The organism is Mesorhizobium loti (assembly GCF_003148495.1).
Lineage (GTDB): Bacteria > Pseudomonadota > Alphaproteobacteria > Rhizobiales > Rhizobiaceae > Mesorhizobium > Mesorhizobium loti.
In genome coordinates this window covers 650,060-675,680 of record NZ_QGGH01000002.1, presented here as the reverse complement: position 1 = coordinate 675,680, position 25,621 = coordinate 650,060, and the positions used below count along the sequence as shown (strand labels likewise).

The 25,621-nt window shown below is 63.6% G+C and carries 25 protein-coding genes; 13 read left to right on the top strand and 12 right to left on the bottom strand.

Going from position 1 to position 25,621, the window contains the following annotated elements; genetic code table 11:
* Positions 1-7: 7 nt before the first annotated feature.
* The 6 genes from ccmI to C8D77_RS11695 form a co-directional block, all read right to left on the bottom strand.
* Positions 8-1,147, bottom strand: coding sequence for a c-type cytochrome biogenesis protein CcmI (ccmI, locus tag C8D77_RS11720; RefSeq protein WP_109662569.1), 1,140 nt, complete (start codon positions 1,145-1,147; stop codon positions 8-10).
* 127 nt (positions 1,148-1,274) lie between these two features.
* Entirely contained in the window at positions 1,275-1,712 is a 438-nt protein-coding gene (locus tag C8D77_RS11715) for a hypothetical protein (RefSeq protein WP_109663332.1), read from the bottom strand.
* A gap of 188 nt (positions 1,713-1,900) precedes the next feature.
* Positions 1,901-3,334, bottom strand: a complete 1,434-nt coding sequence (locus tag C8D77_RS11710; RefSeq protein WP_109662567.1) for an ATP-binding protein — start codon at positions 3,332-3,334, stop codon at positions 1,901-1,903.
* On the bottom strand, positions 3,318-3,983 hold the full coding sequence (locus C8D77_RS11705) for a response regulator transcription factor (RefSeq protein WP_023812809.1): 666 nt from the start codon (positions 3,981-3,983) through the stop codon (positions 3,318-3,320). Before C8D77_RS11705 ends, C8D77_RS11710 begins: the two co-directional genes overlap by 17 nt.
* Before the next feature lie 92 nt (positions 3,984-4,075).
* Positions 4,076-4,375: a hypothetical protein gene (locus C8D77_RS11700; protein WP_109662564.1), complete on the bottom strand. Its 300-nt coding sequence runs from the start codon at positions 4,373-4,375 to the stop codon at positions 4,076-4,078.
* Between the two features lie 172 nt (positions 4,376-4,547).
* Positions 4,548-4,955: a DUF3168 domain-containing protein gene (locus tag C8D77_RS11695; RefSeq protein WP_109662561.1), complete on the bottom strand. Its 408-nt coding sequence runs from the start codon at positions 4,953-4,955 to the stop codon at positions 4,548-4,550.
* Between the two features lie 319 nt (positions 4,956-5,274).
* Between C8D77_RS11695 and C8D77_RS11690 the strand changes: the two genes are divergently transcribed.
* Positions 5,275-6,063, top strand: coding sequence for a 2-keto-4-pentenoate hydratase (locus C8D77_RS11690; RefSeq protein WP_109663330.1), 789 nt, complete (start codon positions 5,275-5,277; stop codon positions 6,061-6,063).
* 31 nt (positions 6,064-6,094) lie between these two features.
* Here C8D77_RS11690 and C8D77_RS11685 read toward each other — a convergent pair whose 3' ends face one another.
* The 6 genes from C8D77_RS11685 to C8D77_RS11660 form a co-directional block, all read right to left on the bottom strand.
* Positions 6,095-6,730: a LysE family translocator gene (locus C8D77_RS11685; RefSeq protein ID WP_109662558.1), complete on the bottom strand. Its 636-nt coding sequence runs from the start codon at positions 6,728-6,730 to the stop codon at positions 6,095-6,097.
* A gap of 110 nt (positions 6,731-6,840) precedes the next feature.
* Entirely contained in the window at positions 6,841-7,647 is an 807-nt protein-coding gene (locus C8D77_RS11680) for an ABC transporter permease (protein ID WP_109662555.1), read from the bottom strand.
* Positions 7,647-8,480, bottom strand: coding sequence for an ABC transporter permease (locus C8D77_RS11675; protein ID WP_109662552.1), 834 nt, complete (start codon positions 8,478-8,480; stop codon positions 7,647-7,649). The genes C8D77_RS11680 and C8D77_RS11675 overlap by 1 nt, the downstream gene beginning before the upstream one ends.
* Before the next feature lie 28 nt (positions 8,481-8,508).
* Positions 8,509-9,624 (bottom strand): ABC transporter substrate-binding protein, encoded by a 1,116-nt coding sequence (locus C8D77_RS11670; RefSeq protein ID WP_109662550.1) that lies wholly within the window; start codon positions 9,622-9,624, stop codon positions 8,509-8,511.
* Positions 9,625-9,693: 69 nt separating this feature from the next.
* The gene (locus C8D77_RS11665; protein ID WP_109662547.1) at positions 9,694-10,788 is read right to left on the bottom strand and encodes an ABC transporter ATP-binding protein; all 1,095 of its coding nucleotides are present in this window, start codon (positions 10,786-10,788) and stop codon (positions 9,694-9,696) included.
* A 119-nt stretch (positions 10,789-10,907) separates the two neighbouring features.
* The gene (locus C8D77_RS11660; protein ID WP_109662545.1) at positions 10,908-11,804 is read right to left on the bottom strand and encodes a LysR substrate-binding domain-containing protein; all 897 of its coding nucleotides are present in this window, start codon (positions 11,802-11,804) and stop codon (positions 10,908-10,910) included.
* 84 nt (positions 11,805-11,888) lie between these two features.
* Between C8D77_RS11660 and C8D77_RS11655 the strand changes: the two genes are divergently transcribed.
* From C8D77_RS11655 to C8D77_RS11600, 12 genes are all read left to right on the top strand, one after another.
* Positions 11,889-13,484 carry a zinc-binding metallopeptidase family protein gene (locus C8D77_RS11655; RefSeq protein ID WP_170136723.1) on the top strand — a complete coding sequence of 532 codons (1,596 nt, stop codon included), beginning with the start codon at positions 11,889-11,891 and terminating at the stop codon, positions 13,482-13,484.
* Between the two features lie 28 nt (positions 13,485-13,512).
* Complete coding sequence (locus C8D77_RS11650) at positions 13,513-14,445, top strand: dimethylarginine dimethylaminohydrolase family protein (protein WP_109662543.1); 933 nt, start codon at positions 13,513-13,515, stop codon at positions 14,443-14,445.
* Between the two features lie 162 nt (positions 14,446-14,607).
* Positions 14,608-15,225: a cupin domain-containing protein gene (locus tag C8D77_RS11645; RefSeq protein WP_109662541.1), complete on the top strand. Its 618-nt coding sequence runs from the start codon at positions 14,608-14,610 to the stop codon at positions 15,223-15,225.
* A 137-nt stretch (positions 15,226-15,362) separates the two neighbouring features.
* Positions 15,363-16,304 (top strand): ABC transporter substrate-binding protein, encoded by a 942-nt coding sequence (locus tag C8D77_RS11640; protein WP_109662539.1) that lies wholly within the window; start codon positions 15,363-15,365, stop codon positions 16,302-16,304.
* Positions 16,305-16,399: 95 nt separating this feature from the next.
* Positions 16,400-17,200, top strand: coding sequence for an ATP-binding cassette domain-containing protein (locus C8D77_RS11635; protein ID WP_425453717.1), 801 nt, complete (start codon positions 16,400-16,402; stop codon positions 17,198-17,200).
* Complete coding sequence (locus C8D77_RS11630) at positions 17,197-18,210, top strand: ABC transporter permease (protein WP_109662537.1); 1,014 nt, start codon at positions 17,197-17,199, stop codon at positions 18,208-18,210. The genes C8D77_RS11635 and C8D77_RS11630 overlap by 4 nt, the downstream gene beginning before the upstream one ends.
* Before the next feature lies 1 nt (position 18,211).
* Entirely contained in the window at positions 18,212-19,300 is a 1,089-nt protein-coding gene (locus tag C8D77_RS11625) for a phosphotriesterase family protein (protein WP_109662535.1), read from the top strand.
* A 31-nt stretch (positions 19,301-19,331) separates the two neighbouring features.
* Positions 19,332-20,102 carry a glutamine amidotransferase gene (locus tag C8D77_RS11620; RefSeq protein WP_109662532.1) on the top strand — a complete coding sequence of 257 codons (771 nt, stop codon included), beginning with the start codon at positions 19,332-19,334 and terminating at the stop codon, positions 20,100-20,102.
* A gap of 2 nt (positions 20,103-20,104) precedes the next feature.
* Complete coding sequence (locus C8D77_RS11615) at positions 20,105-21,016, top strand: ribokinase (RefSeq protein WP_109662530.1); 912 nt, start codon at positions 20,105-20,107, stop codon at positions 21,014-21,016.
* Positions 21,013-21,861 carry a BtpA/SgcQ family protein gene (locus C8D77_RS11610; protein WP_109662528.1) on the top strand — a complete coding sequence of 283 codons (849 nt, stop codon included), beginning with the start codon at positions 21,013-21,015 and terminating at the stop codon, positions 21,859-21,861. The genes C8D77_RS11615 and C8D77_RS11610 overlap by 4 nt, the downstream gene beginning before the upstream one ends.
* Positions 21,858-23,102 (top strand): Zn-dependent hydrolase, encoded by a 1,245-nt coding sequence (locus tag C8D77_RS11605; protein ID WP_109662526.1) that lies wholly within the window; start codon positions 21,858-21,860, stop codon positions 23,100-23,102. The genes C8D77_RS11610 and C8D77_RS11605 overlap by 4 nt, the downstream gene beginning before the upstream one ends.
* 250 nt (positions 23,103-23,352) lie before the next feature.
* Positions 23,353-25,506 carry a transglycosylase domain-containing protein gene (locus C8D77_RS11600; RefSeq protein WP_109662523.1) on the top strand — a complete coding sequence of 718 codons (2,154 nt, stop codon included), beginning with the start codon at positions 23,353-23,355 and terminating at the stop codon, positions 25,504-25,506.
* Positions 25,507-25,621 lie beyond the last annotated feature (115 nt).

Genomic DNA, 25,621 nt, shown 5'->3' with positions numbered 1-25,621 from the left:
TCTGTCTCTACTCCGTCGCCGTCAGGCCAAGCGAGGCGGCAACGGCGGTGAATTTTTTCGCCTCGTTACTATCGGCTCCGAAGACGGCAATGGCACGACCGAGCGCCTCACGCGCCTGATCGACCTTGCCCAGCACGACGTAAGAACGAACAAGCCGCATCCATCCTTCCGCGTCACGCGGATTTTGTCGCAGTTTGTCGTCGAGGCCGGCGACCATGGTGTTGATCATGGCTTCCCGATCCTGCGGCGACATCGAGGATGCGGCGTCGATATCGCCGGCATCGGGCCCGTTGGTGGTGCCGCCGGAAGCGACTTCGGGGCTGCCGGATTTGGCCAGCGCCTGCTCGAATGCACCGCGCCATGGCGACTCCGGCGGCAGCTTGCCGAGCATCGCCTGCCAGGCAGTGACTGCTTCCTTGGTTCGGCCCTCCTGCGCCAGCGCCATGGCCAAGTAGAAACTGGCCTTCGCATTGGCCGGATCGAGCTTCAAGGCCGCCTCGAAGGCATCCTGTGCATCGGCCGAGACAATGCCGCCTGCCGCGCTGGCGATTGCCTCGCCGAGACCGGCCTGGCGAACAGCGCTGTCGCCATCGAGGCGAATGGCGTTGCGATAGGCTGCCGCCGCGTCGGAAAAGCGCTGCATGCGCAGATAGACCGGTGCGAGCACATCCCAACCCCTGCCATCGGCAGGATTGGCGGCCAGATGGGCTTCGGCCCGCGCCACCAGTTCGTCGACCGAACTGTCGGCCGGATTCTTGGCCAACCGTTCGCTGAGCGGTTGCGATGGCAGATCAGGAGAGCCGAGCTTGACATAGAGGCCCCAGCTGACCAGCGGAACAGCCAACACGGCTGCGGTTGCCACCAGCCTTGCCGCGACCGACGCTCGCCCAACAGATCCGCCGCCTGCCGTACCCGCATTGTCAAGGCGAAGGATGCGGCGAGCGATCTCGGCGCGGGCCTCGGCGGCGTCCGCCGGCTGGATCAAGCCACGCGCGGCGTCCCGGTCAAGCTCGGACAACTGGTCGCGATAAACTTCGAGATCGTGATCACCGCTCGACGACGCGCCCTTCGAGCTGGCGGCCAGTGGCAGCAGCACCGCCAAGCTTGCACCCAGCGTGAGAATTGCGGCTATGACCCAGAACAGCATGGTTCTTCCAATAACGACAGAGCTCTGCCGTGCCAACACAGGTTTCCTGCGACGCTTTGACGGCAGGTGCGCCGCATGTCCTTGATCGACATCAACCGGCCGGATACCAACCAGCTCCGATTGACTGTCAGGTCAGCGGCGTCCAGCTGCCGTCGGCGTTGCGGCAAGCGGTTCCACGCGCCGTGACCCCGGCCCCGCCGGTGAACACCGTCTGCGTGTACTGGCGGCAGTCCTGCGAACCGACGCGATAGGGCTGTGCCGGAACCACCTCGCCGTAGCGCGAAGCCTGGGCGCCCTTCCACGTCACCTTCTGGCCGCTGGTCGTATATTCGAGCGCCTTGTATTCAGCCTCCAGCGCACTGCGCTTTTCCGCCTCGCTGAGGCCGGCGCCGATCGATCCACTGACGAGGCCGCCGCCCATCGCCGAAATGATCGTCGTGGTCACCTTGCCGCTGGAAGGAGGCGTCGAGGCCGGTGTCGGCGTTACGGTAGGGGCCTTGCCGCTCAAGGTGGTGCAGCCGGAAACGGCCAGCAATGCGGAAACAAGGGCGACGCGAATCTTCATGCCAACAACCGGTTTTCTTGAGTTGGAGCCTGCCATGGATGCGCCGGGGGCCGCGTCATCGGAGAAGTCAGCGTGGCCATAGTATTGATATTTGTCGGAAATTTGGCCGCTGCCGGCCGCTTCGGGACCAATCGACATGCCGCCAATAACATCTCCCGTCCCTCGATGTCGATTGGCCCTGGTGAACATCACTGAAGGCTCCGCAATCGCACCACCGCCTTCAATCCGCCCATGCCGGACCGTTCGAGCGCCAGGACGCCTCCATACTCGTTGACGAGGTCGGCGACAATGGCCAGCCCCAGTCCTGTTCCGGGCTTCGTCTCGTCCAGACGCCGTCCGCGCTTCAGCGCATCGCGCGCCTTGTCCTCGGGAATGCCCGGGCCGTCATCCTCGATGCTGATCTCGAACAGGCTGGCCGGATCGTCCTTGCCGGTCGAAGGCACGACCGAGACCAACACCGAACTCTTTGCCCATTTCATCGCGTTTTCGAGAAGATTGCCCAGCAATTCCTCAAGGTCCTCGCGCTCGCCGGCGAAGACGATTTCGGTCGCCGGCAGCGACAGCGACAGGTTTGTCTGCGGATTGAGCTTCTGCAGAACCCGCACCATGCGCTGCACCAGCGGCGTCACCGGTGTGCGGTAGACGACACTGTCGCGTTGCGCCGCGACACGGGCGCGCTGCAGATAGTGCTCAACCTGCTTCTGCATGGAAGCGGCCTGTTCGGCAATCAGCTGTCCCTTGGCGCCGCCAAGCGCCCGGCCCTCGTTGAGCAGCACCGCCAGCGGCGTCTTCAGCGAATGGGCGAGATTGCCGACCTGGGTTCGCGACCGCTCGACGATGCGCCTGTTGTTTTCGATCAACGCATTGGTTTCGTTGGCAAGCGGTTCTATCTCGGCCGGGAAACGGCCGTCGAGCCGCTGCGCGGTGCCCTCGCGCACCATGGCGAGCGCGTTTCTGACCCGGCGCAGCGGCTGCAGGCCGAGCAGGATGGCGATCGCGTTGATGGCGATCATACCGATGCCGAACAGGCTGAGATAGGTCAGCAGGCGGCGCTGGAAGGTGGCGATCTCCTGCTCGAGTTCGCTCTGGTTGCCCATGACGCGGAAACGCGCGGCGCGGTTCTTGGAGTCGAGAACGAATTCGCTCTCGAACACTTCGAGTTGTTCGCCATCGATGCCTTCGGCCGCATAGCTGCGCTGGAAGCTGGCGTTGAACGGCACATCGGCGACGCTTGGCGATGGAATCGTCGTGGTCATCGACGACGAGTGAAGATCGCCATGCACGCCTTCCGACGCGGGCTCCACCGACCAGTACCAGCCCGAATTCGGCTCCGAGAACCGGAGGTCGCCGAGGTCGGGCGCGCCGGTCAGCGCACCGCTGTCGGAAATGCCGATGGAGCCGATCAGATTGAACAGATGCGCCGAAAGCAGGCTGTCGAAGCCGCGCTCGCTGGCCTGGCGGTAGAGCGTGGTGATCAGGGTGAAGATGACAACAAGCGTCACAATCGCCCAGACCGTGGAAAAGGCGATGACGCGGAACGTCAGCGAACGCGGCCACAAACGCAGCGAAAGCGGCGCCCTTGCGGTTGGTTTGAGCGGTTCCGAGTTACGCCTCCGGCTCACGCATGCGGTAGCCCATGCCGCGCACGGTTTCGATCATGTCGATGCCCATCTTCTTGCGCAGCCGCCCGACAAAGACCTCGATGGTGTTGGAATCGCGGTCGAAATCCTGGTCGTAGAGATGCTCGACCAGTTCGGTCCGCGAGACGACCTCGCCCATATGGTGCATCAGATAGGCAAGCAGGCGGAATTCGTGCGACGTCAGTTTCAGCGGCACGCCGTCGACATCGGCCTTGGAGGCCTTGGTGTCGAGGCGCAGCGGCCCGCAGGTCAGTTCGGACGATGCATGGCCGGCAGCGCGCCGGATCAAGGCTCGTAGCCTCGCCAGCACCTCCTCGATGTGGAACGGCTTGGTGACATAGTCATCGGCGCCGGCATCGATGCCGGAGACCTTGTCGCTCCAGCGGTCGCGCGCCGTCAGGATCAACACCGGCATCTTGCGGCCGCCGCGCCGCCAGCGCTCGACCACGCTGATGCCGTCCATCTGCGGCAGGCCGATATCGAGCACCACGGCGTCGTAGGGCTCGGTGTCACCGAGGAAATGGCCTTCCTCGCCGTCGAAGGCGCGGTCGACGACATAGCCGGCATCGACCAGCGCATCCGATATCTGCCGATTGAGATCCTTGTCATCTTCGACGACGAGTACGCGCATGCGGAGTTCGATACCTGTTGAAGGACTAAGGGTCAGATATAGGCCGATTCCGGCGGCCTGGGAAACGGAGGTCTGTAAGATGGAAGATTGGGTCAGTTCAGCGGAACGACGATTTCGGAACGGCGCGGACGTTGTCCGTCCTTACCCGGAACGAGCACGACGATGACACAGACAGGCTGACCGCCGCGTGTCGATTGCGAGGCCTTGGCCAGCGTTCCGCCATTCTGTTCGGCCACCTGCTGGCCGATCGCGTAGCAATCGGACGCCGCCAGCAGGATCGGGCTGGCCTGGTCGGGTGCGATGACCGGCATCGCCATCGCCTGCGACGCAAACAGCCCGGCAACACAGAGCGCCAGTGTCGCGGTTCGGAAGTGGGAGCGAAGCGTTTTCATGGTCGGCGTTGTAACGCATCGGTGCTGAACGTGAAATGAACAGTGAACGCCGCCAAGACCATGCCCACTACACCCCTGAAACACGAGACAACCGATCGGGATTTCGCCGCCCAACCAAGCGAAATCCTGGAAACGCCAGTCTAGACTCCGTTTCGACCATATTGAAAGCACATCAGGCATTTTCCTGCGTTATGGCGCGAAAGCGCAGAAGCCCGTGATGCACGAGCAGATCCTCGTCATGGCGGGCCTCGGCGAATTCCAACGTCAACCGAGTCTGGCCACGAGGGCCAATCACCAGCGCTGCGTCGGCAAGGCGCGCCTTGATGGCGGCCATGATGGCAAGCGTTTCGGCTTCGCCATGGGCTTTCGACCAGATATGCAGCGTAATCAACTGGTCATCGGTGTTCTCAGCGCCGGTATCCCAGTCGAAGGCGCTGGTCTGGCCGCAGGTCACGTATGGAAAAGCGGTATTATCCGTTGCCCGTTCGAGCAGTCCGGCGCCGCCCAGCAACGCCGACAGTGATGCATCGCTTTTCAGCCTCAGAAACAGTGCCTGCTGCAAATCACCGGGCGCGGTCATCGTTTCTTCCTCCCTGTCGCGGCCTTGCGGATCATTGCCGCGCCAGAACCGCCGCTCAAGCGTATCCGGCTTCTGCCCGGCTTAGCCAATCAGCGGGCGCCGCGCAGCCTAACGATGAAGCTGCGAAGCGCAAGCACTCAGGGGCTGACAGAGGGCAGCTAGCTATGTTTGGCGAGCGGGGCATGAATGTGGACACTCGGTTCCTGGTCACCTAACCTTGCCGCATATGGGCGGGTCCACATGGCGGAATGTTTCTTGCTGGCTGTTCTCCACGAAGCGGCGGGCTGCGAATGCCTTCTTTCGATTTCCGGGGCTGATGATGCTTGATCCAGAACAGGCCAGGGCTGCGTCGCAGTTGCTGGTGGGCCATTGGGACAAGGGCACCCGTCTCGACGCCATACCCCCGGAGTTGCGGCCACAAACGCGGAGCGAAGGTTACGCTATCCAGTCGCATGTGCTGGATCGCTCGGTGGCTCCGCTTTTCGGCTGGAAGATTGCCGCAACCAGTCTGGCCGGACAAAGGCATATCAACGTCGACGGCCCGATGGCCGGGCGTCTGCTGGCAGAAAAAGCGGTCGAGGTCGGCGGGGCAGTGTCCCTGGCGACGAGCAAGATGCGTGTGGCCGAGATCGAATTCGCTTTCCGTTTCGGCCGCCAGCTGCCACCTCGCCCAGTACCCTATGAAATCGCCGAGGTGATGGAGGCCGTGGCGACCTTGCACCCGGCGATCGAAATACCGGACTCACGCTATGACGATTTCTGCGCCGTCGGGGCGCCGCAGCTCATAGCGGACAACGCCTGTGCCAATCTGTTCGTGATCGGCGAGGCTGTAGAAGGAGATTGGCGCGACGTGGATCTCGCGGAGCACCCGGTGGTCGCTTTCGTTTCTGGAAAGTCGCAGCACAACGGGACAGGGGCAGCTGTGTTGGGCGACCCTCGTATTGCGCTTACCTGGATCGTCAATGAACTGTCGGGGCTGGGCATAGCACTGCAGCCGGGACAGGTGGTGATAACCGGCACCTGCGTGACGCCGATAAGTGTCGAGGCCGGCGACGAAGTCACCGGCGATCTAGGCAGATTTGGTCGCGTCTCGGTGCGTTTTATCTAGTGCGCTCGGTGCTGCCTGACCGCAACGTGCTTCAGAGATGCCCAAGGGATTGCAGGATCAGAACGCTTGAAAGACCAAGCAGTGCGATACCATAGAGCCGGTCGATCCACACTGCGTTCGGGCCGGCCAGAAGCCTCGCCGCCCGTGATCCAAGCGTGGCATAAAGCATCAGGACGAAAACGTCCGCCGCTGCGATGATGATTGCCAGGACCGCGTATTGCATCGCGATCGGCTCGTTGCTGTCGACAAAGGGCGGCAGGACGGCGGGAAAGAACAGCCATGCCTCCGGGTTTGTAACCGCCACCACGAAACAGCGAACCATGAGAGCCTTGGTCGAGTGAGCCTTGTCGGGAAAGCCTGGATCGAACGCATGGCGGGATCCGGTGGAGCTGCGAAGCGCGCCGATAGCGATGAAAAGCAGATAGAAGGCGCCGACCATCCTGACAGCTGAAAGGTAGAATTCCGAAGCCACCAGAAGCGCTCCGAAGCCAAGCGCCACCATGCAGATTAGGACGATGTCCGAGAGCACCACACCGGCCATGCCAAAGAAGGCGTGCCTGATCCCGTAGCGTGACCCGTTGGTGATGGCGAGCACGACATCCGGCCCCGGAACCGCCATTCCGAGCACCGATATGAAGGCAAACGTCACCAGCGGCAGGTTTTCCATGGCGCTGGATAGTGTGCCGGCCGCAGACCTTCCGTAACGTCCTTCACATAGCGGTTAGGACTGTCGCGGATTTCCGTATGAATGGACCCGTTACGGTTGGGCGGTTTCGCCTAGTGCCCGCCGCGCTGCCTGGCCACGAAACTGCGCACCGCCAGCACCAGCACGGTGATGATGATCAGGATCACCGACAGGGCAGCGATCGCCGGGTCGATGTTGTCGCGCAGGCCCATCCACATCAGCCTGGGCAGCGTGATGGCGTTGACCGAGGTGATGAACAGGGTGACGCCGATTTCTTCCCAGGACAGGACGAAGGAGAGCAGTGCTGCGGTGATGATGCCGAACTTGATGTTGGGCATGATGACGCGGGTGGCGCGCTCCCACACCGTGGCGCCAAGACCGCGCGCGGCAAGGTCGATGCGCCGGTCGAGTTGGCTGAGCGAGACCAGGATCAGCACCGTGGCAAAAGGCACCGTCATCACCGCATGCGCCATAGCGACACCCAGCCAAGTGTCGTAGCCGAAAAAAGAGCTGAACCCCGAGATCGAGGTCAGCAGAAAGTAGAGCGTGATAGCCGAGACCACCGGCGGCACCACCATCGGCAGCAGCACGAAGCCGACCAGGGCCGCGGTGAAGCGCGGTTGAAACATCCACACGCCAAGGCTGAAACACAGTGCGAGCACGGTTGAAAAGGCGCTGCTGACGATTCCGATGCGGATGCTGAGCAGGATCGATTGGAGCCAGCGTGGATCCTCGATCAGCGCCCGGTAGTGGCGCAGCGACAGTTCGCCCGACGGCATCGCCAGCATGCGGCTCGGCGTCAGCGATACCGGGATGACGGCAAGCAGCGGCATCAGTAGGAACAACGCTACGAAGGCAGCGATGATCAGCGAGACGGGACCGGGGCGATAGGTCGGCATCAGATCAACTGCTTCGGTCTGACATAGCGGAACAGCAATGCCATCAGCGCGCCGACGAACAGCACCAGCACGACGCTGATCGCCGCCCCCAGACCCCAGTCCGGGCTCTGGAAGATCCTGAGATAGATCAGCTCGGCGATCATGACGCTGCGGCCGCCGCCGAGGATCGCCGGCGTGACGAAGAAGCCGAGTGAGAAGACGAACACGATCATCGCCGCGCCGATGATGCCGGAGCGCGTCATCGGCACGAACACGGTCCAAAAGGTGCGCATGCGGCTGGAGCCGAGCCCGCGCGCGGCCAAGAGCACGCGATCGTCGAGGCTGCGCATGGCCGATGCCAGCGGGAAGACGGCGAAAGGAATGAGGAAATGCGTCATGCCGACGATGACGCCGAATTCGTTGCGCACCAGCGCCAGCGGTTCGGAAGTGAAGCCGATCGCCTGCAGCCAGGTGTTGATCAAGCCGCGGTTGGACAACAGCGCCACCCAGCCGAAGGCACGGGTCAGCACGGAAATCCAGAAGGGAACGAGAATGCAGAACTCGGCGATCAGGCGCTGTGCAGGAGTTCCACGCACCCAGACGACGGTGATGGCGTATGCAGCGGCCACCGAAACTACGGTGACGACCGCCGCGATGCGCAGCGTGCGGATGAACACCGACTGTACCAGATCGTCGGTGAGCAGCGCCTCATACTGTCCGAGCCCGGGCGTCGGCAGCGTAAAGCTCCATTTGACGACGCCGAGGAACGGCCAAGCATAGGCCACGACGAGAAACAGGAGCAGCGGCGCCATCAACAGCGCCGCGCCCATCCTGTCGGAGAGATAGGATCTCATTTGAACCAGATTATCCCGGCCGTGGTGGTCAGGCCGAGATGATCTTGGTGTATTCGTCGAGCGCCGGCCCGTAATTCTTGGCGTACCAGTCCATGTCGAGCGCGATCTGTTTCTTCATGTTCTCGGGGTCGACCGGGTTGATGCGCTTCTTGTCGGCGGGGATCAGCGCGTCGGCGGCCGGGTTTGCAGGACCCTGGCCGAGCTTGTCGAACATGACCAGCTGCTTTTGCGGATCCTGGGCGCTGGCGATGAACTTCATCGCCGCATCCTTGCCGCCGGGGTTATTCTTGAGCACGGCGAGCGCGCCGGGCGAGATCAGGCCCTGGTCCCAGATGAACTTGATCTTGCCGCCCGAGTCCTGCTCGATCAGCGAAGCGCGGGTCGACCAGACGATCGCCATAGAGGCCTCGCCATTGAGCAGCACGCTCTGGCTCTCGGCGCCGCCACCCCAATAGGCAACGACGTTTTCCTTGAAGGCGGCGATCTTGTCATGCGCGCGCTTGAGATCGAGCGGGTAGAGCGAAGCCGGCGCGATGCCGTCGGCCAGCAGGGCGGCCTCCCAGCTCGACACGCCCCATTTGTAGAGAGAGCGCTTGCCGGGGAATTTCTTCACGTCGAAGAAATCGGCCATACCGGTCGGCGCGTCCTTGCCGTACTTCTCGGAATCATAGGCGATGACATAGGAGAAGAAATAGGTCGAGGCAGCGTATTCCCAGCCAAAGCCCTCGCGCATCTTCTTCTTGTCGACGATCGCATAGTCGATCGGCTCGAGCGCCCCTTGGGCGCCGAGCGTGATGGCTGAGAATGGGTCGACGTCGACGAGGTCCCAGGTCGGCGCGCCGCTCTTGAACTGCGCGGCGATGGCGCCTTCGGTCGGGCCCGAACCGTCCATCTTGACGGTGATGCCGGTGTCCTTGGTGAAGGCTTGGCCATAGGCCGCATCATAGGCGGTGATGGCGTCACCGCCCCAGTTGACCAGCACCAGTTCCTTGGCAGCGGCAAAGGCACCGGTCGAGCGCAGCAGCATCGGCGTGCCGGCCAGCACGAGCGCCGCCAGCTGCGTGAACTGCCGGCGCGAGATCTCGCCGCGACCTGCCCTGACGGACAGGCTCTCGATGGCTTGTTTTTTAGTATTATGTGTCATGTCAGTTCCCCTTTTTTGTCGTTGATAATACTGGAAAACGGTGGTGCGCGTGTCTCGCCGCACCGTTGGTCATTGTCCTCCACGCGGAAGGAGGAAACCCTTTTCCGCCGGCCAGGTGAGCCAGACGGAATTGCCCTTGCTGAGCGCTGCGGCCGCTACCTCGTTGGGCACCGAGACCGTGACCTTGGCGCCTTGCCGCGTCGTCAGGTCAAGCCGCGTCGCCGCGCCGAGATAGGTGGAGTTTGTCGCGGTCGCGGCAATGCCGTTCTCGCCGTCTGCCGCCTCGCCCGATATCGACATGTATTCGGGCCGGATCGCCAGGATTGCATCGCCGCGCACCAGTTCGGCCTTGCAGCCCATGCTGATCGTGCGGTCTTCGCAGAGGCCGGTCGAGCCATTGCCGGACGGGCGCACGCCCTTCAGCGGCAGCATGTTGATCTCGCCGAGGAACTCGGCGACGAAGCGGTTGTCCGGCCGGTCGTAGACCTCGTCGGGCGCTCCGACCTGCAGCAGTTTGCCGTGATTGAAGATGGCGACGCGCGACGACAGCGCCAGCGCCTCGCTCTGGTCGTGGGTGACGAAGACGAAGGTGGTGCCAGTCTCCTGGTGCAGCCGCTTCATCTCGGCCTGCATCTGGCCGCGCAGGCCCTTGTCGAGCGCGGAAAACGGCTCATCGAGCAACAGCACGCCCGGCTCGAACACCAGCGCGCGCGCCAGCGCCACGCGCTGCTGCTGGCCGCCTGACAGCTGCGCCGGCAGTTTTTTCTCGTGGCCCTTGAGGCCGACGCGCTCGATCATCTCGCCGACCCGGCGCTTGATGTCGGCCGCCGATTTCTTGCGCACCTTAAGTGGGAAGGCGATGTTGGCTTCGACGCTCATATGCGGAAACAGCGCGTAGCCCTGGAAGACCATACCGGCGGCGCGTTGCTCGGCCGGCCGGTCGGTAATGTCGACGCCGTCGCTGAACAGCTTGCCCTCAGTCGGCTGCACGAAACCGGCAAGGATCATCAGGAAGGTGGTCTTGCCCGAACCGGACGGCCCGAGCAGGGTCAGGAACTCGCCACGGCCGATGTCGAGCGACAGATTGTCCAGCGCACGGAACGAGCCGAAGCTCTTGCCGATCCCGATTGCCTTGATCTCTGCGGCACGGCCGGGTTGCTGCATACTGCCCTTTCCCTAACGCTTATCGAAATCGTAGGCAGGGTGCCGGCTCACCGCAACCGAATAGTTTTCGCGTGATCGGCAAATTTGATTCATCTATGGCGGACTGGCCCGCTATGCCCTCAATACGGCAGAATGCGGTTCTCCGATAGCTTCGACCTCAGCCATCCCGCGAACGCTTCCAGCACCGGATGCGAAGCCTTGGCGTGTTCGGAGACCAGGAAATAGGAGCGCGGCGACTTGATCGCGATGTCGAACGGCCTAACCAGCCGGCCTTCGCTCAGCGCCCGACGGCTGGTCAACTCGTCGCCCATGGCGATGCCCTGGCCGGCAATCGCCGCCGAAAAGACCAGGTTCATGTCGGAAAAGAAGATGCCACCCTCCGTGTCGGGGTTTTCCACCTTGGACAGGGCAAGCCAGCGCGCCCAATCCTCGGTGTCATCGAGATGCAGCAGATTGGCGCGCAGCACGTCCGACGGTCTCGAAAAGCCACCGACCTTGTTCAGCAGCGTCGGGCTGCAAAGCGGTGTGAACGAGATTTCGCAGAGCGGTTCGACCGCCCGGTTCGGCCAATTGCCGACACCAAACGCAATGAAGGCATCGGCCTCGGCATTGCTGACATCGTCGAGCCGGCGTGGCGTCAGGATGCGCAGCGCGACATCGGGGTACATCTGCCGGAACTCGCCGATATGGGTACACAGGAACAACGAGGCGAAGCCGGGCGTGCAACTGACGGCGAACGAGCCGCCGACGCCGGTGCCGGCATCGCGCGTCACCGCATCGCCCAGCACGGTCAATGCCTTGCGGACATCGCTGGCGTAGCGCTGGCCGCGCGGCGTCAGCGCCACGCCCTTGCCGATGCGTTCGAGCAGGTCGAAGCCGAGGTCGCGCTCCAGCAGGCGAAGCTGGTGGCTGACGGCGCTGCGGGTCAGGTGCAACTCGTCGGCGGCGCGCCAGACGCTGCCGTGGCGGGCGAAGCTGTCGAGCGCGCGCAGCGCTTGTGTCGATGGTATGCGCAAGGAGCCTCAGGTGAACCGAATTTGCATGAGCCGGGAAAACATATCACTTTTTGGCGAACCGCTTCACTGCTTTCTTCTCATGCCATGGAGAACCCGGTGGCCACCTCGGCGCAAGCAACCGCCCTTGCCTGTCTCGACGGCATCCAGCCGTTGCTGTCCGCGTGGACACGCACCATCTTCGATTTCGGCGAGACGGCGTGGCGCGAGTATCAATCCGCCGCCTGGTATGTTGAGCGGCTGAAGCGCGAAGGCTTTTCCGTCGAGGAAGGGTCCGGCGGCATGCCGACCGCCTTCTGCGCGCATTGGACCAACGGCCCCGGCCCGACCATCGGCATGTACGCCGAGTACGACGCGGTGCCGGGCAATTGCCAGGATGCGGTTACGGTCGAGCGCCCGCGCCCAGGCCTCTCCGAACATGCCGGTGGTCATACCGACCCGCATTCCGGGCTGGGCATTTCAAGCCTCGGCGGGCTGCTGGCGACCAAGGCGGCGATGCAGCACCACGGCATATCAGGCACACTGCGCTTCACCGGCGAGCCGGCGGAAAAGGTGCGTGGGTCAAAGCCGATCCATGCCGCCAAGGGCTATTATGACGGCCTTGCCGGTATGATCTCCTTCCATCCCTTCTACATGCTGCCGCTCTGCAATACGGCGCGCTGGGACACGCATTGCGGCGCGGCTTACGCGATGATCTATCGCTTCATCTGCGACCAACCGGAGCGCTGGGCGCGGGCGGCGGGTGCAGCACCCATTCCGCAAGCGCATTCGGCGGCGCGCGCGCCCGGTGCCAACGACGCACTGTTGATGATGTACATGGCCTCCAAGGCTCTGCGCGATTCCATGCTGCCGCACCAGGGCGGCTGGTCAATCAGCGAGGCGATCCTGACGGCCGGCCAGGCGACCGCCGACAACCTGCCGGCGGAGCTGGCCGAGATCCAGTACATGATCCGCGTGCCGACGCTTGCTATGGCCGAGCAGGTCACCGCCGTGCTCGACCGCAATGCCGAGGCGGCGGCAGCGATGAGTGGTTGCCGCACCGAGCGGCATTGGGTGTCGAAGTCACGGCCGGGACTTGCCAACCATGCCATGGCCGAAATCGCCTATGGAGCACTGTCGGCCGTCGGGCCGCCGCGCTGGGACGAGGACGCCAAGGCAGTCGCGCGCGAAATACAGGTCAATGCGGGGCGCATGGCGAGCGACGAGCCGTTCATCGAAGAGCTGGAGCGCCTGATCGAGCCGCAGGCGGCGGAAGCGATCCTGCGCCGCGATCTGCCGCCCTCGCAGGTCAATTCGACCTCCGACGATTACACCGACATGAGCTGGCATACGCCGACGGCGCGCTTCTATGTCGCCCGCCCGGCGCTGCGTTCGGAAACCGGCTACCCCTATCCGTCATGGGTAATGAATGCGTTGGGCGGTATTCCCGCCACCATCGACCCGATGGTGGCCTGCGCCTCCCGCACGATCGCACTCGCCGCCCTTCGCCTGCTGGAAGACCAGACCGCCCGCGATGCGGCGATGAATGAATTCGTCGCCCGCACCGGAGGCGGAATCGGCGGCTCGAACTGGATCGCGCCGCTCTGTGACTACGAGCCGCCGATCCATTTCCGCTGGCCTGAATATGTCACCACCCCGCGCGGACGCGATTGGTGGATACCGAGCATTCCCCAAGCCAAATGACCGCTGATCTGATCACGAGGAGAACCCAATGACCGTCCATGACCGCATAGTTGCAGAACCGTTTTCGCTGCAGCGCCGCAACCCGGCCGGCGGCACCAAGCCGCTGACCGCCTGGGGCTTCGCCAACGAGACCGACGTCCTGACCGACGTCCTGCTCGGCTCACCCAATTTCCTGCGCCATCTGTCGACCAGTTCGCTGTCGCGGAAGCATCTGCGCGAGGCGCCCTGCAACGTCCAGATCGCGCAGGCGCAGCACAAGGACCTCGTCGCCGCCTACGAGCATTTCGGCGTCAACATCCACTGGCACGAGCCGACACCGGAATTGCCGATGCAAGTCTATTCCCGCGATTCCAGCGTCATGACGCCCTACGGCGCCTTCATCACCGCAATGGCCAATTGGTGGCGGCGCGGCGAGAACTACGCCGCGATCCGCACCTATGAAAAACTCGGCATCCCGATCTACGACATGGTCACGGCGGGTACGTTCGAGGGCGGCGATTTCAACGTCATCGAGGACGGCGTCGTGCTGATCGGCTGCGGCGGCGCCCGCACGCAGGAAGAAGGCGCCCGCCAGGTGCAGGCCTGGTTCGACAAGGAAGGCTGGGAAACCCGCATCGCCTTCATCGACGAATACTATGTCCATATCGACCTGATGGTGGTGCCGATCGCCGAGAAACTGACCGCTGTCTGCCTCGCCTGCGCCGAACCCGGCATCGTCGACTGGCTGAAGGGCAAGGGCCACGAGATCATCGACGTGCCGTTCCAGGATACGATGGCCCTCGGCTGCAACTTCATGTCGCTGGGCAAGGACCGGGTGATCGCGCCGACCTCCAGCCAGACGCTGATCGGCCAGCTCAAGGCGCGCGGTTTCGAGGTCGCGGCCGTCGACATGAGCGAGATTTCGAAGACCGGCGGCGGCATCCACTGCATGGCGCAGGCATTGAAGCGCGAACCGGCGTAAGGGACTGCTACTCTTGCAGGTATCGAAACGGCGGGCGCGGTGCCTGCGCTAGACGGGTCCGTGGTTCCGAGCCGACGCGTTGTCCGACTTTCATGAGGATGGACAACGCCCTGGATCGGTTTTACGAGTCAGCCCAACCAGCGGAGATGTTCGCGTCCCCCAATGAATAAGATCGATACCCACAACAGCAAGGGCGGCGACGAGCGCTCGACCGCCACCAGCCTCTTGCGGCTCGGCACAAGGTTGAAGCTCTCCCGGCAGACACGTGGCCTGACCTTGAAGGCGCTCGCCGCTGCCGCCAATTGCTCCGAAAGCCTGCTGTCCAAGGTCGAGAACGGCAAGGTCTCGCCCTCGCTTCCCATGCTTCACCGGCTTGTCGAGGTGCTCGGCACCAACATCGGCTGGATGTTCGAGGAGTCCGATGGCGAGGAAGGCATCGTCTTTCGGGCGGGAGCGCGGCCGTTGATCGCGCTCGATCCGCTTCGGCGCGGCGAAGGCATTTCGCTGGAGCGGGTCATCCCCTATTCGCCAGGCCATCTCCTGCAGTGCAACATCCATCATATCGAGGCGGGCGGTGAAAGTGCTGGCCCGATCCAGCATGCCGGCGAGGAAGTCGGCTATCTCCTGGAAGGCGCCATCGAGCTGATGGTCGGTGAAAAGACGTTTCGCCTGTCCGTGGGCGACTCCTTCGTTTTCAACTCCGAGCTGCCGCACTGGTACCGCAATGTCGGCGACGTACGCGCCAGCATTTTCTGGGTGAACACGCCGGCGACATTCTGATCTGGCGATCCCCGTTCCCTTCGTTGATGCTAATTCAAGTCACTTGACAAGGAATCAAGTATCTTGAATTATGGCTGTGCGCTCAGGCGCCATGTGAGCCCGATCAAGGGCCTTTCGCAAAACCAAGGGGAACCGGAATGCGTCTTACCAAGATCCTTTCAGGCTGCGTCGCAGCCGTCGCCATGACCCTCGCGCTTGGCTCCGCCTCCGCCATGGCCGAAACCTATGCACTCGTCACCATCAACCAGCAGGCGCTGTTCTTCAACCAGATCAATGACGGTGCCACCGCCGCTGCAAAGGCTGCCGGCGTCGACCTCGTCATCTTCAACGCCAACAATGTGCCGAGCGCGCAGAACGACGCGATCGAGAACTACATCACCCAGAAGGTCGACGGCATCATTCTCGTCGCCATCGACGTCAACGGTGTGAAGCCGGCGATCACCGCGACCAAGGCCGCCGGCATTCCGGTCATCGCGATCGACGCGCAGATTCCCGATGGCGACAACGTCGCCTTCGTCGGCGTCGACAACACCAAGGCCGGCGAGGATATCGGCAAATTCTACGCCGAATACGTCAAGACCAAATTGAACGGCACTGCCAAGATCGGCGTCGTCGGCGCGCTCAATTCGTTCATCCAGAACCAGCGCCTCGACGGCTTCAAGAAGGCTGTTACCGACAGCGGCCAGAAGGTCACCTTCCTCGACACGGTCGATGGTCAAAACGTCCAGGACGTAGCCCTGTCGGCTTCCGAAAACCTGATGACCGCCAATGCCGACATGACGACGCTTTATGCGACCGGCGAGCCGGCTCTGCTCGGCGCGGCTTCCGCCGTCACCAGCCAGGGTCGCACCGGCGACGTCAAGGTGTTCGGCTGGGACCTGACCAAGTCGGCTGTGCAAGGTCTCGAAGAGGGCTGGGTGATCGCCGTCGTCCAGCAGGACCCGGCCGGTGAAGGCAAGGCCGCTATCGAAGCCTTCGGCAAGCTCAAGAAGGGCGAGAAGATCGATCCGATCATCAATGTTCCGATCACCATCGTGACCAAGGAAAATGTCGGCCAGTTCAAGGACATGTTCAAGTAAGATCCTCCCCAGACCGCCGGGCTGCGCAATGACCTGATGGTCACCTGCGCGGCCCGGCGACCGATTGACCATGTCGCGCCCAGAGAATTGGAACCATGATGAGCGATGGCGAGACCTACCGCGTCAGGATGACCGGTATTTCCAAACGGTACGGCCCTATCCAGACGCTGGACGATGTCTCGCTGAACCTGAAACCCGGCGATGTGCTCGGTCTGGTCGGCGACAATGGCGCCGGCAAATCCACCCTGAGCAAGGTTCTGTCCGGTGCGGTCATTCCGGATTCCGGCACCATAGAGATCGACGGCAAAGCCGTTTCGTTCTCCTCACCGGCCGATGCCCGTGCCGCGCGTGTGGAAATGGTCTACCAGGACCTTTCGCTCTGCGACACGGTGGACGTGGCGGGCAATCTCTTCCTCGGCCGCGAGCCGCGCCGCCACGTGCTCGGCGTCCCCTTTCTCGATAACAGACGCATGCATGACCAGACGCGTGAGATGCTCGACCGGCTCGGCATCGTCATTGCCGACACCAGGCTCAAGGTCGAAAACCTCTCCGGCGGCCAGCGCCAGTCGATTGCCATCGGCCGCGCCGCCTCCTTCGATCCGTCGGTGCTGATCATGGACGAGCCGACGGCCGCCCTTGCGGTAGCGGAAGTCGAGGCGGTCCTGGAACTCATCCGCGCCGTCAGCGCCCGTGGTGTCAGCGTCATCCTCATCACCCACCGGCTGCAGGATCTGTTCCTTGTCTGCGACCGCATCCAGGTCATGTATGAGGGCCGCAATGTCGCCGAGCGCAACATCGGCGACACCAGCATCGAGGAGGTCGTCAACCTGATCGTCGGCCGGAAATTCACCGCGCGTTCGGCACGCGCCAGCCGCGACGAGGGGATACAGCCATGAACGTCACCTCCGCCGGCGTTGGCGCCTCGCCGCCCAAACGCGTCCACAACAGCACATGGAAGGATGTGGCGATAGCCAATGGCAGCGCCGTCTCCATCGCGCTGTTCTTCATCGTCGTCTGCGTGGTCTTCTCCCTGGTCACCGGTTCCTTCCTGACGACGCCCAATCTGCTCAACATCGTGCGCCAGTCGGCGCCGCTGCTGATCGTTGCGGCTGCGATGACCTTCGTCATCACCACCGGCGGCATCGATCTCTCGGTCGGTTCCGTGCTGGCGCTGACGGCGACCCTGTCGGCCGTCTTGCTGCAGGCCGGCCTGCCGTGGCCGCTCGTCGTCCTGGCCATGCTGGCGCTCGGCGCGGCGATCGGCGCCTTGCAGGGCTTCTTCATCGCCTATGAACGGATACCGGCCTTCATCGTTACGCTTGCCGGTCTCTCCGTGATCCGCGGCGTGGCGCTGCTGATCACCGGGGGCTATTCGATCCCGGTCGAGCCCACCAGCTTCTTCGTCAACATCGGCAGGGCCTGGTTTCTCGGTGTGCCGGTACCCGCCCTGCTCGCCCTTGTCGTCCTGATCGTCGCCTATCTCGCCTTCAACCAGACGCCGTTCGGCCGCTATGTGACCGGCATCGGGGCCAACACCGAGGCCGTGCGCCGCGCCGGCGTCGATACACGCTTCATGACGCTCTTTGTCTATGTCCTGTCGGGCATGGCGGCGGCGGTGGCCGGCATTATTCTTGCCGCCCGGCTCGGTTCTGGCTCGTCGAATTCCGGCCAGGGTTTCGAGCTCGATGTCATCGCCGCCGTAGTGCTTGGCGGCACCAGCCTGTTCGGCGGGCGCGGCACGATCATCGGCACCGTGCTCGGCGCGTTGACCGTCGCGGTCATCGGCAACGGCCTGATCCTCGCGCATATGTCGCCCTTCCTGACACCGATCGTTACCGGCACAATCATCCTCGTTGCCATCTGGCTGAATTTTCGCCTGTTCAAGGGCGCAACGCGGAGCCGCTGACATGGATCATCTGTTCGACAACACGCCCAGGCAAAGGATGCCGATCGGTGTTCGCTCCGGCACCGTGATGACCGTTGCCGGCCCGGTCGCGATTGCCGACATGGGCGTGACGCTGATGCACGAGCATATCCTGCTCGATGGCGCGACATCGTGGAAATGCCCTTGCCATCCCGACGAGAAGAAGATCGCCGAGCATCCGGTCAGCATGGAGATCATCGGCGAGCTGCGGATGAACCCCTATATGAACCGCGACAACGTCTCGCTCGACGACAGCGACCTGGCGCTTTCGGAACTGGCGAAGTATCGGGCGCTGGGCGGCCATACGGTGGTCGATGCGACCAATATCGGCATCGGCCGCGATCCGGCAAAGCTGGCGCGCATCGCCCGCGCCTCCGGATTGCGCATCGTCATGGGCACAGGCTTCTACCTGCAGCACACCCATCCCGACTGGCTGAAGGCCATGGACGTCGATGACGTCACCGAATTCCTGGTCAATGATGTCGGCGGCGGGGCGACGCAGCCCGAAATCATGGCCGGCATCATCGGCGAAGTCGGCGTCAGCAAGGATTTCACCGACGAGGAGCGCAAGTCGCTGCGGGCTTCGGCCCGCGCCGCGAAAATCACCGGCGTGCCGTTGACCATCCATCTGCCCGGCTGGGAACGGCTGGCGCATGACGTGCTCGACGTGGTCGAGGCGGAAGGCGCCGATCTCAGGCACACGGTGCTTTGCCACATGAACCCGAGCCACAACGATCTTGCCTACCAGAGAAGCCTTGCCGCGCGCGGCGCCTTCCTGGAATACGACATGATCGGCATGGATTTCTATTATGCCGACCAGGATGCGCAATCGCCGTCCGACGAGCAGAATGTTCAGGCGATCCGCTCATTGATCGAGATGGGGCTGGTCGATCGTATCCTGCTTTCGCAGGACGTCTTTCTGAAGATCATGCTGACGCGCTTCGGCGGCTTCGGCTACGGCTTCATCCTCAAGCATTTCGTGCCGCGGCTGAAACGCCATGGTGTCGAGCAGGCGGCGATCGACCGCATGCTCGTCGATAATCCAAAGACCGTGTTCGCCGAGGGCCTATGAGCCGCGGCTCCAAGCAGTAAAGGGAGTATGCATGTCCAGGAAGAAGGTTCTTCTCGCAGGCGAGTCCTGGGTCTCGACCGCGACCCACATCAAGGGCTTCGACCAGTTTCCGACCGTGACCTATCACACCGGAGCCGATGAACTGCTGGCGGCGCTGAAGGACAGTCCGTTCGACGTCACCTTCATGCCGGCGCACGAGGCACAGCGGAATTTCCCGCAGACCATGGAAGCGCTTTCGGCCTATGACGCGGTCGTGCTTTCCGATCTCGGCGCCAACACGCTGCTGCTTCACCCCGATACCTGGGTCCACTCCAAGCCAACGCCGAACCGGCTGCGCCTGCTGCGCGACTATGTCGGCAACGGCGGCGGCCTGCTGATGTTCGGCGGCTACTACAGTTTCCAGGGCATCAATGGCGGCGCGCGCTATCACAAGACGCCGGTCGAGGATGTCTTGCCGGTTACATGCCTGCCGGTGGACGACCGCGTCGAGGTTCCGGAGGGCTATGCGCCGGTCGTCGTCGGCCCGCAGAGCCATCCGATCCTCAAGGGCCTCGGCAAGGATTGGCCTATTCTGCTCGGCTTCAACGAGGTCGTGGTCAAGGACGGTGCGGAAGTTCTCGCCACGGTGTCTTCCGACTACCGTTCGCTGCCGCTGCTGGTGACCGGCAAATATGGCCAGGGCCGCACCGTCGCCTGGACCTCGGATGTCGGTCCGCATTGGCTGCCGACGAGCTTCATCGCCTGGAATGGCTACAAGACGCTGTTCGAACAGATGCTGGGCTGGGCGACGGCCAGGGATTAGCGATGCGCGTCCATGTCGTCGGCAATGTCTGCGTCGATACGACGTATCGGCTGGACCGGTTTCCGGCAGCGGGCGAGACGCTGAACGCATCGGAACATGCCGACGGGCTTGGCGGCAAGGGTGCGAACCAGGCGGTAGCCGCCGCCCGCACCGGAGCCGATGTCCGCTTCCACACCGCGATCGGCAGCGATGCCGCCGGGACCTGGATAAGGGAACAGTTAAGCCGCGATCTCGACGCCAGCCATCTGACGATGCTGCCTCTGCCCAGCGACCGGTCGGCGATCATGGTCGATGGGCGAGGCGAAAACCTCATCGTCACTGGGGCCAGTTGCGCCGCCGCCTTCGATCCGCTGGCGGACGGTGGTTTCGCACGGTCGATCGAGCACGGTAACATCGTGGTGATGCAGGGCAATCTTTCTCCCGAGACAACGAGGGCCTGTCTCAGGGCGTCGCGCGACGCCGCAGCCGTTACGATCTTCAATCCGAGCCCGCTCACGGCTGGCTACGCACCGATTTCGAGCGACGTCAGCCTCGCTATCGCCAATGCAGGCGAGGCGGCGCTTCTGACCGGAGCCGCCGAACCTGCCGCGGCAGCCCGCGAGATGATCCGGCAAGGCGCCGGAGCCGCCATCGTGACGCTTGGCGCGCAGGGCTGCCTGGTGGCCGATGGCGAAGGACGGATCGACCGGATCGCGGCGCCCAGGGTGACTGTGGTAGACACCAGCGGCGCGGGCGATGTCTTTTGCGGCAGCCTCGCCGGCTGCCTTGCGGCCGGGATCGACCTCGCCACGGCGGCGCGGATCGCGGTACGCGCCGCCGCCATTTCGGTCGGCCGTGCCGGCACGCTCGGCTCCGGCCCCGACCGGCGGGAGATGAAAATACTCATGGAAACGACGGAAGCGGAAGCCGCATGACAAAATCCCCCAAATCCATCGGCTCCAAACAGGTCGCCAATGACGCGCTGCAGTCGATCTTCGGCAAAAGCAAGGTGGTGATCGGCGTCGTTCATCTGGCACCGCTGCCGGGCGCGCCGCGTTACGATGGCGGGGCGGTCGAGGCCATCTATCAGCGCGGCATCGACGACGCCAAAGCCTATCTCAACGGCGGCTGCGACGGCGTGATCGTCGAGAACCATGGCGACGTGCCGTTCGCCAAGCCGGACGATATTGGGCCTGAAACCTCCGCCTATATGTCCGTCGTCTCCGACCGCATCCGCCGAGAACTCGGCCGGCCGATCGGCATCAACGTGCTTGCCAATGCCTCCATCCCGGCACTGTCGATCGCCAGCGCCTCCGGTGCTTCCTTCGTCCGCGTCAATCAATGGGCCAACGCCTATGTCGCCAATGAGGGCCTTATCGAGGGAGAGGCGGCACGCGCCATGCGCTTCCGCGCCAGGCTTCGGGCCAACGGCATCCACATCTTTGCCGATGCCCATGTCAAACACGGCGCTCACGCGATCGTCGGCGACCGGCCGGTCGAGGAACAGGTCAAGGACCTGGTCTTCTTCGATGCCGATGCGGTGATCGCGACCGGTCAGCGCACCGGCCACGCCGCCGACCTCGACTATATCAGGATGATCAAGGATGCAGCCGGACTGCCGACGCTGGTCGGCAGCGGCGTGACGTCCGACAACGCCAACGATATCCTCGACATCGTCGACGGCGTCATTGTCGCCAGCTCGCTGAAACATGACGGCGTCTGGTGGAACCAGGTCGATCCGCAGAGGGTGAAGGCCTTCATCCGCGGCCTCAAGCGGTGACTTTGGTGCCGGAGATCGACGGCGAGCGACTGCTCGCACGGCTCGACGCTTTCGCCCGGATCGGCGCCACGCCAGCAGGCGGCGTCAACCGGCAGGCGTTCAGCGTCGAGGATCGCGGCGCCCGGCGCCTACTGGCGAAGCTGGCGATGGAGCGCGGCTTCGCGGTGTTTCAGGACGGCATCGCGAACCTCTTCGTCCGCCGCGAGGGCACTGATGCCACGCTGCCGCCGCTGCTGATCGGCAGCCATCTCGACAGCCAGCCGACCGGCGGGCGCTTCGACGGCGCGCTCGGCACGCTTGCCGCTTTCGAGGCGCTGGAAGCACTGGAGGACGCGAAGGCTGAAACCGCAATGCCGATCGAGGTCGTCGCCTGGTCCAATGAAGAAGGCAGCCGTTTCGCGCCGGGCGTGATGGGCTCCATGGCCTTCACCGGTTCGGATCCCGCCGCATGGAAATCAAGTGTCGGCGCCGACGGCGCGTCCCTCGCAACGGAGCTTGAGGCGACGATCGCCGCCTTGCCGGAGGCTGCCCTTCGTCCGATCGGCAAGCCGATATCAGGCTACATCGAGCTGCATATCGAACAGGGACCGTCGCTGGAAAAGGAGCGGTTGCCGATCGGTGTCGTCACCGGCGTGCAGGGCACGCGCTGGCTGGAAGTCTCCATCGAGGGCACTGCCGGTCACGCCGGCACGACCGGCCTTGCCTACCGCAGGGATCCGATGGTCGCCGCCGTTGCTGCAATGCACAGGCTGCAGACGACGATCATGCCGCCCGACAGCAGCGCGCGGCTGACTGTGGGCCGGATCGCTGCCAAGCCGGGATCGATCAACGCCATACCGCAATCCGTGGCCTTCACCGTAGACATCAGGCATCCACGGATGGAGCGGCTCGACGCCATCGAGGCCGAGCTGCGCCAGGTCTGCGGGGCGGAGGCAGAGACCCAGCATTGCACGGCAACGATCAAACGATCGTTCGACATGCCTGGGGCGGCATTCTCTCCCAATATGGTCAAAATCGTCGAGGCGGCCGCCAGTTCCCTGGGGCTGCCGCACAAGCAGATGATATCCGGCGCATTCCATGACGCGCTGTTCCTCGCCCGAGTGGCGCCTGCCGCGATGATCTTCGTGCCGTGTCGTGACGGGCTTAGCCACAACGAGGCGGAATATGTGGAACCTGCCTACGCTGTCACCGGCGCACGGGTTCTGCTGCAGGCGGCCATAGCGGCGGCTTCGCCGCGATGACCATTTGAGAACATCGTCTCTGACAGGCCGATCGGGCAGACATCGAGCCGGCCAGCTCGACGGGCGCGTTTCGAGGTGGCGGCGGACGCCTTTCATGCCTGCCCCCTACCTTTGCACCAACAAACCGTGCAGCTGTGTCCTCCCCGCCCTTGTGAGTGGCCGCAAAATGGATGAATAGTCGGGACGGCGCCCGCCCTGAAATTGCCGGTTTGCGGTTCTCAGGTCGTGCAATCGCTAGCCGGATTTCCCAATGGCCAGTCCCGAACCGCGCAAGAGAAGAGGTCCGATCGCCGCCCGGCTGCTGGCGCTCGACGCGTGGATCGATTCCTCGCTCTACGAGATCGGTTTCAAGGCGCGCCAGTTCTGGGAAGCCGCGACGATCTTCTCGCGGCGCTTCCGCGTCAACGGCTGGCGTCGCGGCATCATTGAAGTGTTGAGCGAGGGTTTCACGCTCGGCGCCGGCGGCATTGTGGTGATGCTGGCACTGGCCATTCCGGCTTTCCAGGACACGGCCGGCGACTGGCGCGCCCAGGGCGACTTCGCCGTCACCTTCCTCGACCGCTACGGTAACGAGATCGGCCAGCGCGGCATCATCCAGCGCGACTCGGTGCCGGTCGACGAGATGCCCGATCACGTCATCAAGGCGGTGCTCGCCACCGAGGATCGCCGCTTCTTCGATCACTACGGTATCGATGTGCTCGGCCTGTCGCGTGCCATCTTCGAGAATGTGCGGGCCAACTCCGTCGTCCAGGGCGGTTCCAGCATCACCCAGCAGCTGGCCAAGAACCTGTTCCTCACCAATGAGCGCACGCTGGAGCGCAAGATCAAGGAAGCCTTCCTGTCGCTGTGGCTCGAGGCCAATCTGTCGAAGAAGGAAATCCTGCAGCTCTATCTCGACCGCGCCTATATGGGCGGCGGCACGTTCGGCATCGAGGCGGCCGCCGATTTCTATTTCGGCAAGAGCGTCAAGGACCTGAACCTCGCCGAGGCGGCGATGCTGGCCGGGTTGTTCAAGGCGCCGACCAAATATGCTCCCCACATCAACCTGCCCGCGGCGCGTGCGCGTGCCAATGTGGTGCTGTCGAACCTTGTCGACGCCGGCTTCATGACCGAAGGTCAAGTCCTGCAGGCCAGGCTGCATCCGGCCGATGTCGTCGATCGTGGCGAGCAGAAAAGCCCGGATTATTACCTCGACTGGGCGTTCGACGAGGTCAAGAAAATCGCCAAACCGGGCCAGCACTCGCTCGTTGCCCACACCACCTTCGACGCCAACATCCAGAAGGCGGCGGAAGAATCGGTGGAGTTCCACCTGCGCCAGTTCGGCAAGGAATATAATGTCACCGAGGGCGCGGTCGTCGTCATCGAGACCAACGGCGCGGTGCGTGCGATCGTCGGGGGCCGCGACTATGGCGCCAGTCAGTTCAACCGCGCCACCAAGGCGCTGCGCCAGACCGGCTCGTCATTCAAACCTTATGTCTACGCAACGGCGATGGAACACGGCTTCACCCCCAACTCCATCATTTCCGGCGGCCCGATCAGCTGGGGCAGCTGGTCGCCGCACAATTACAGCGGCGGATCGGCGGGCAACGTCACGCTGATCATGGCAATGGCCAAATCGATCAACACCGTGCCGGTGCGGCTGGCCAAGGACTATCTCGGTATTCCGCCGATCAAGGCCATGGCCGAGGCGATGGGCGTGGAATCGCCGCTCGAAGCGCACAAGACCATGGTGCTCGGCACCTCGGGCATGACGGTGATGGACCAGGCGACGGGCTACAGCGTGTTCGCCGACAACGGCTTCGTCGGCTCCCGGCACGGCATCACCCAGTTGGTGACCCGCACCGGCGAGGTGGTTTATGATTTCGCCAAGGATGCGCCGCCGCCACACCGGGTGCTGTCGGAGCAGGCGCTCAAATCGATGAACACCATGCTCGCCGCGGTGCCGGTGATGGGCACGGCGCGGCGGGCCCAACTTCCCAACATCGTCGTCGCCGGCAAGACCGGCACGACGCAATCCTACCGCGACGCCTGGTTTGTCGGCTTCACCGGCAACTACACGGCGGCAGTGTGGATGGGCAACGACGACTTCACGCCGACCAAGAACATGACGGGCGGCTCGCTGCCGGCGATGGTGTGGCAGCGACTGATGGTCTACGCGCACCAGAACATCGACCTCAAGCCGATCCCGGGTATCGACAAGCCCTTCATCGACGAGGAGATCGCGGCCAAGGCCGAGGAAGCGCAGAAGAAGACCGACGCGCAGGCGGCGGCCGACGCAGCCGCCGAACGGCCGCCGGTGCTGTCCAGCCGGACCACCCAGACGCTGCGGGACATGACCAGGCTGTTCCAGTCGGCGCCCGCCCTCAGTACGCCTCAATCGCCGGAGACGCTGTCGGCGCTGTGATCCTTTCCGACAGAGTGGGGCTTTCCGACCGGTCTGGGCGAGCAAATCCATCGGCCCGCTTGCCACAAGGCCCCACGCCGCGATATCCCCGAGCGGCAACTCTTCGGTGTCCCCG

Bases quoted from the DNA above. Each gene is read 5' to 3' on its own strand.
- ccmI (WP_109662569.1), bottom strand. From the start codon at position 1,147: ATGCTGTTCTGGGTCATAGCCGCAATTCTCACGCTGGGTGCAAGCTTG.
- C8D77_RS11715 (WP_109663332.1), bottom strand. From the start codon at position 1,712: ATGAAGATTCGCGTCGCCCTTGTTTCCGCATTGCTGGCCGTTTCCGGC.
- C8D77_RS11705 (WP_023812809.1), bottom strand. From the start codon at position 3,983: ATGCGCGTACTCGTCGTCGAAGATGACAAGGATCTCAATCGGCAGATA.
- C8D77_RS11700 (WP_109662564.1), bottom strand. From the start codon at position 4,375: ATGAAAACGCTTCGCTCCCACTTCCGAACCGCGACACTGGCGCTCTGT.
- C8D77_RS11695 (WP_109662561.1), bottom strand. From the start codon at position 4,955: ATGACCGCGCCCGGTGATTTGCAGCAGGCACTGTTTCTGAGGCTGAAA.
- C8D77_RS11690 (WP_109663330.1), top strand. From the start codon at position 5,275: ATGCTTGATCCAGAACAGGCCAGGGCTGCGTCGCAGTTGCTGGTGGGC.
- C8D77_RS11685 (WP_109662558.1), bottom strand. From the start codon at position 6,730: ATGGAAAACCTGCCGCTGGTGACGTTTGCCTTCATATCGGTGCTCGGA.
- C8D77_RS11680 (WP_109662555.1), bottom strand. From the start codon at position 7,647: ATGCCGACCTATCGCCCCGGTCCCGTCTCGCTGATCATCGCTGCCTTC.
- C8D77_RS11675 (WP_109662552.1), bottom strand. From the start codon at position 8,480: ATGAGATCCTATCTCTCCGACAGGATGGGCGCGGCGCTGTTGATGGCG.
- C8D77_RS11670 (WP_109662550.1), bottom strand. From the start codon at position 9,624: ATGACACATAATACTAAAAAACAAGCCATCGAGAGCCTGTCCGTCAGG.
- C8D77_RS11665 (WP_109662547.1), bottom strand. From the start codon at position 10,788: ATGCAGCAACCCGGCCGTGCCGCAGAGATCAAGGCAATCGGGATCGGC.
- C8D77_RS11655 (WP_170136723.1), top strand. From the start codon at position 11,889: ATGGAGAACCCGGTGGCCACCTCGGCGCAAGCAACCGCCCTTGCCTGT.
- C8D77_RS11650 (WP_109662543.1), top strand. From the start codon at position 13,513: ATGACCGTCCATGACCGCATAGTTGCAGAACCGTTTTCGCTGCAGCGC.
- C8D77_RS11645 (WP_109662541.1), top strand. From the start codon at position 14,608: ATGAATAAGATCGATACCCACAACAGCAAGGGCGGCGACGAGCGCTCG.
- C8D77_RS11640 (WP_109662539.1), top strand. From the start codon at position 15,363: ATGCGTCTTACCAAGATCCTTTCAGGCTGCGTCGCAGCCGTCGCCATG.
- C8D77_RS11635 (WP_425453717.1), top strand. From the start codon at position 16,400: ATGATGAGCGATGGCGAGACCTACCGCGTCAGGATGACCGGTATTTCC.
- C8D77_RS11630 (WP_109662537.1), top strand. From the start codon at position 17,197: ATGAACGTCACCTCCGCCGGCGTTGGCGCCTCGCCGCCCAAACGCGTC.
- C8D77_RS11625 (WP_109662535.1), top strand. From the start codon at position 18,212: ATGGATCATCTGTTCGACAACACGCCCAGGCAAAGGATGCCGATCGGT.
- C8D77_RS11620 (WP_109662532.1), top strand. From the start codon at position 19,332: ATGTCCAGGAAGAAGGTTCTTCTCGCAGGCGAGTCCTGGGTCTCGACC.
- C8D77_RS11615 (WP_109662530.1), top strand. From the start codon at position 20,105: ATGCGCGTCCATGTCGTCGGCAATGTCTGCGTCGATACGACGTATCGG.
- C8D77_RS11610 (WP_109662528.1), top strand. From the start codon at position 21,013: ATGACAAAATCCCCCAAATCCATCGGCTCCAAACAGGTCGCCAATGAC.
- C8D77_RS11600 (WP_109662523.1), top strand. From the start codon at position 23,353: ATGGCCAGTCCCGAACCGCGCAAGAGAAGAGGTCCGATCGCCGCCCGG.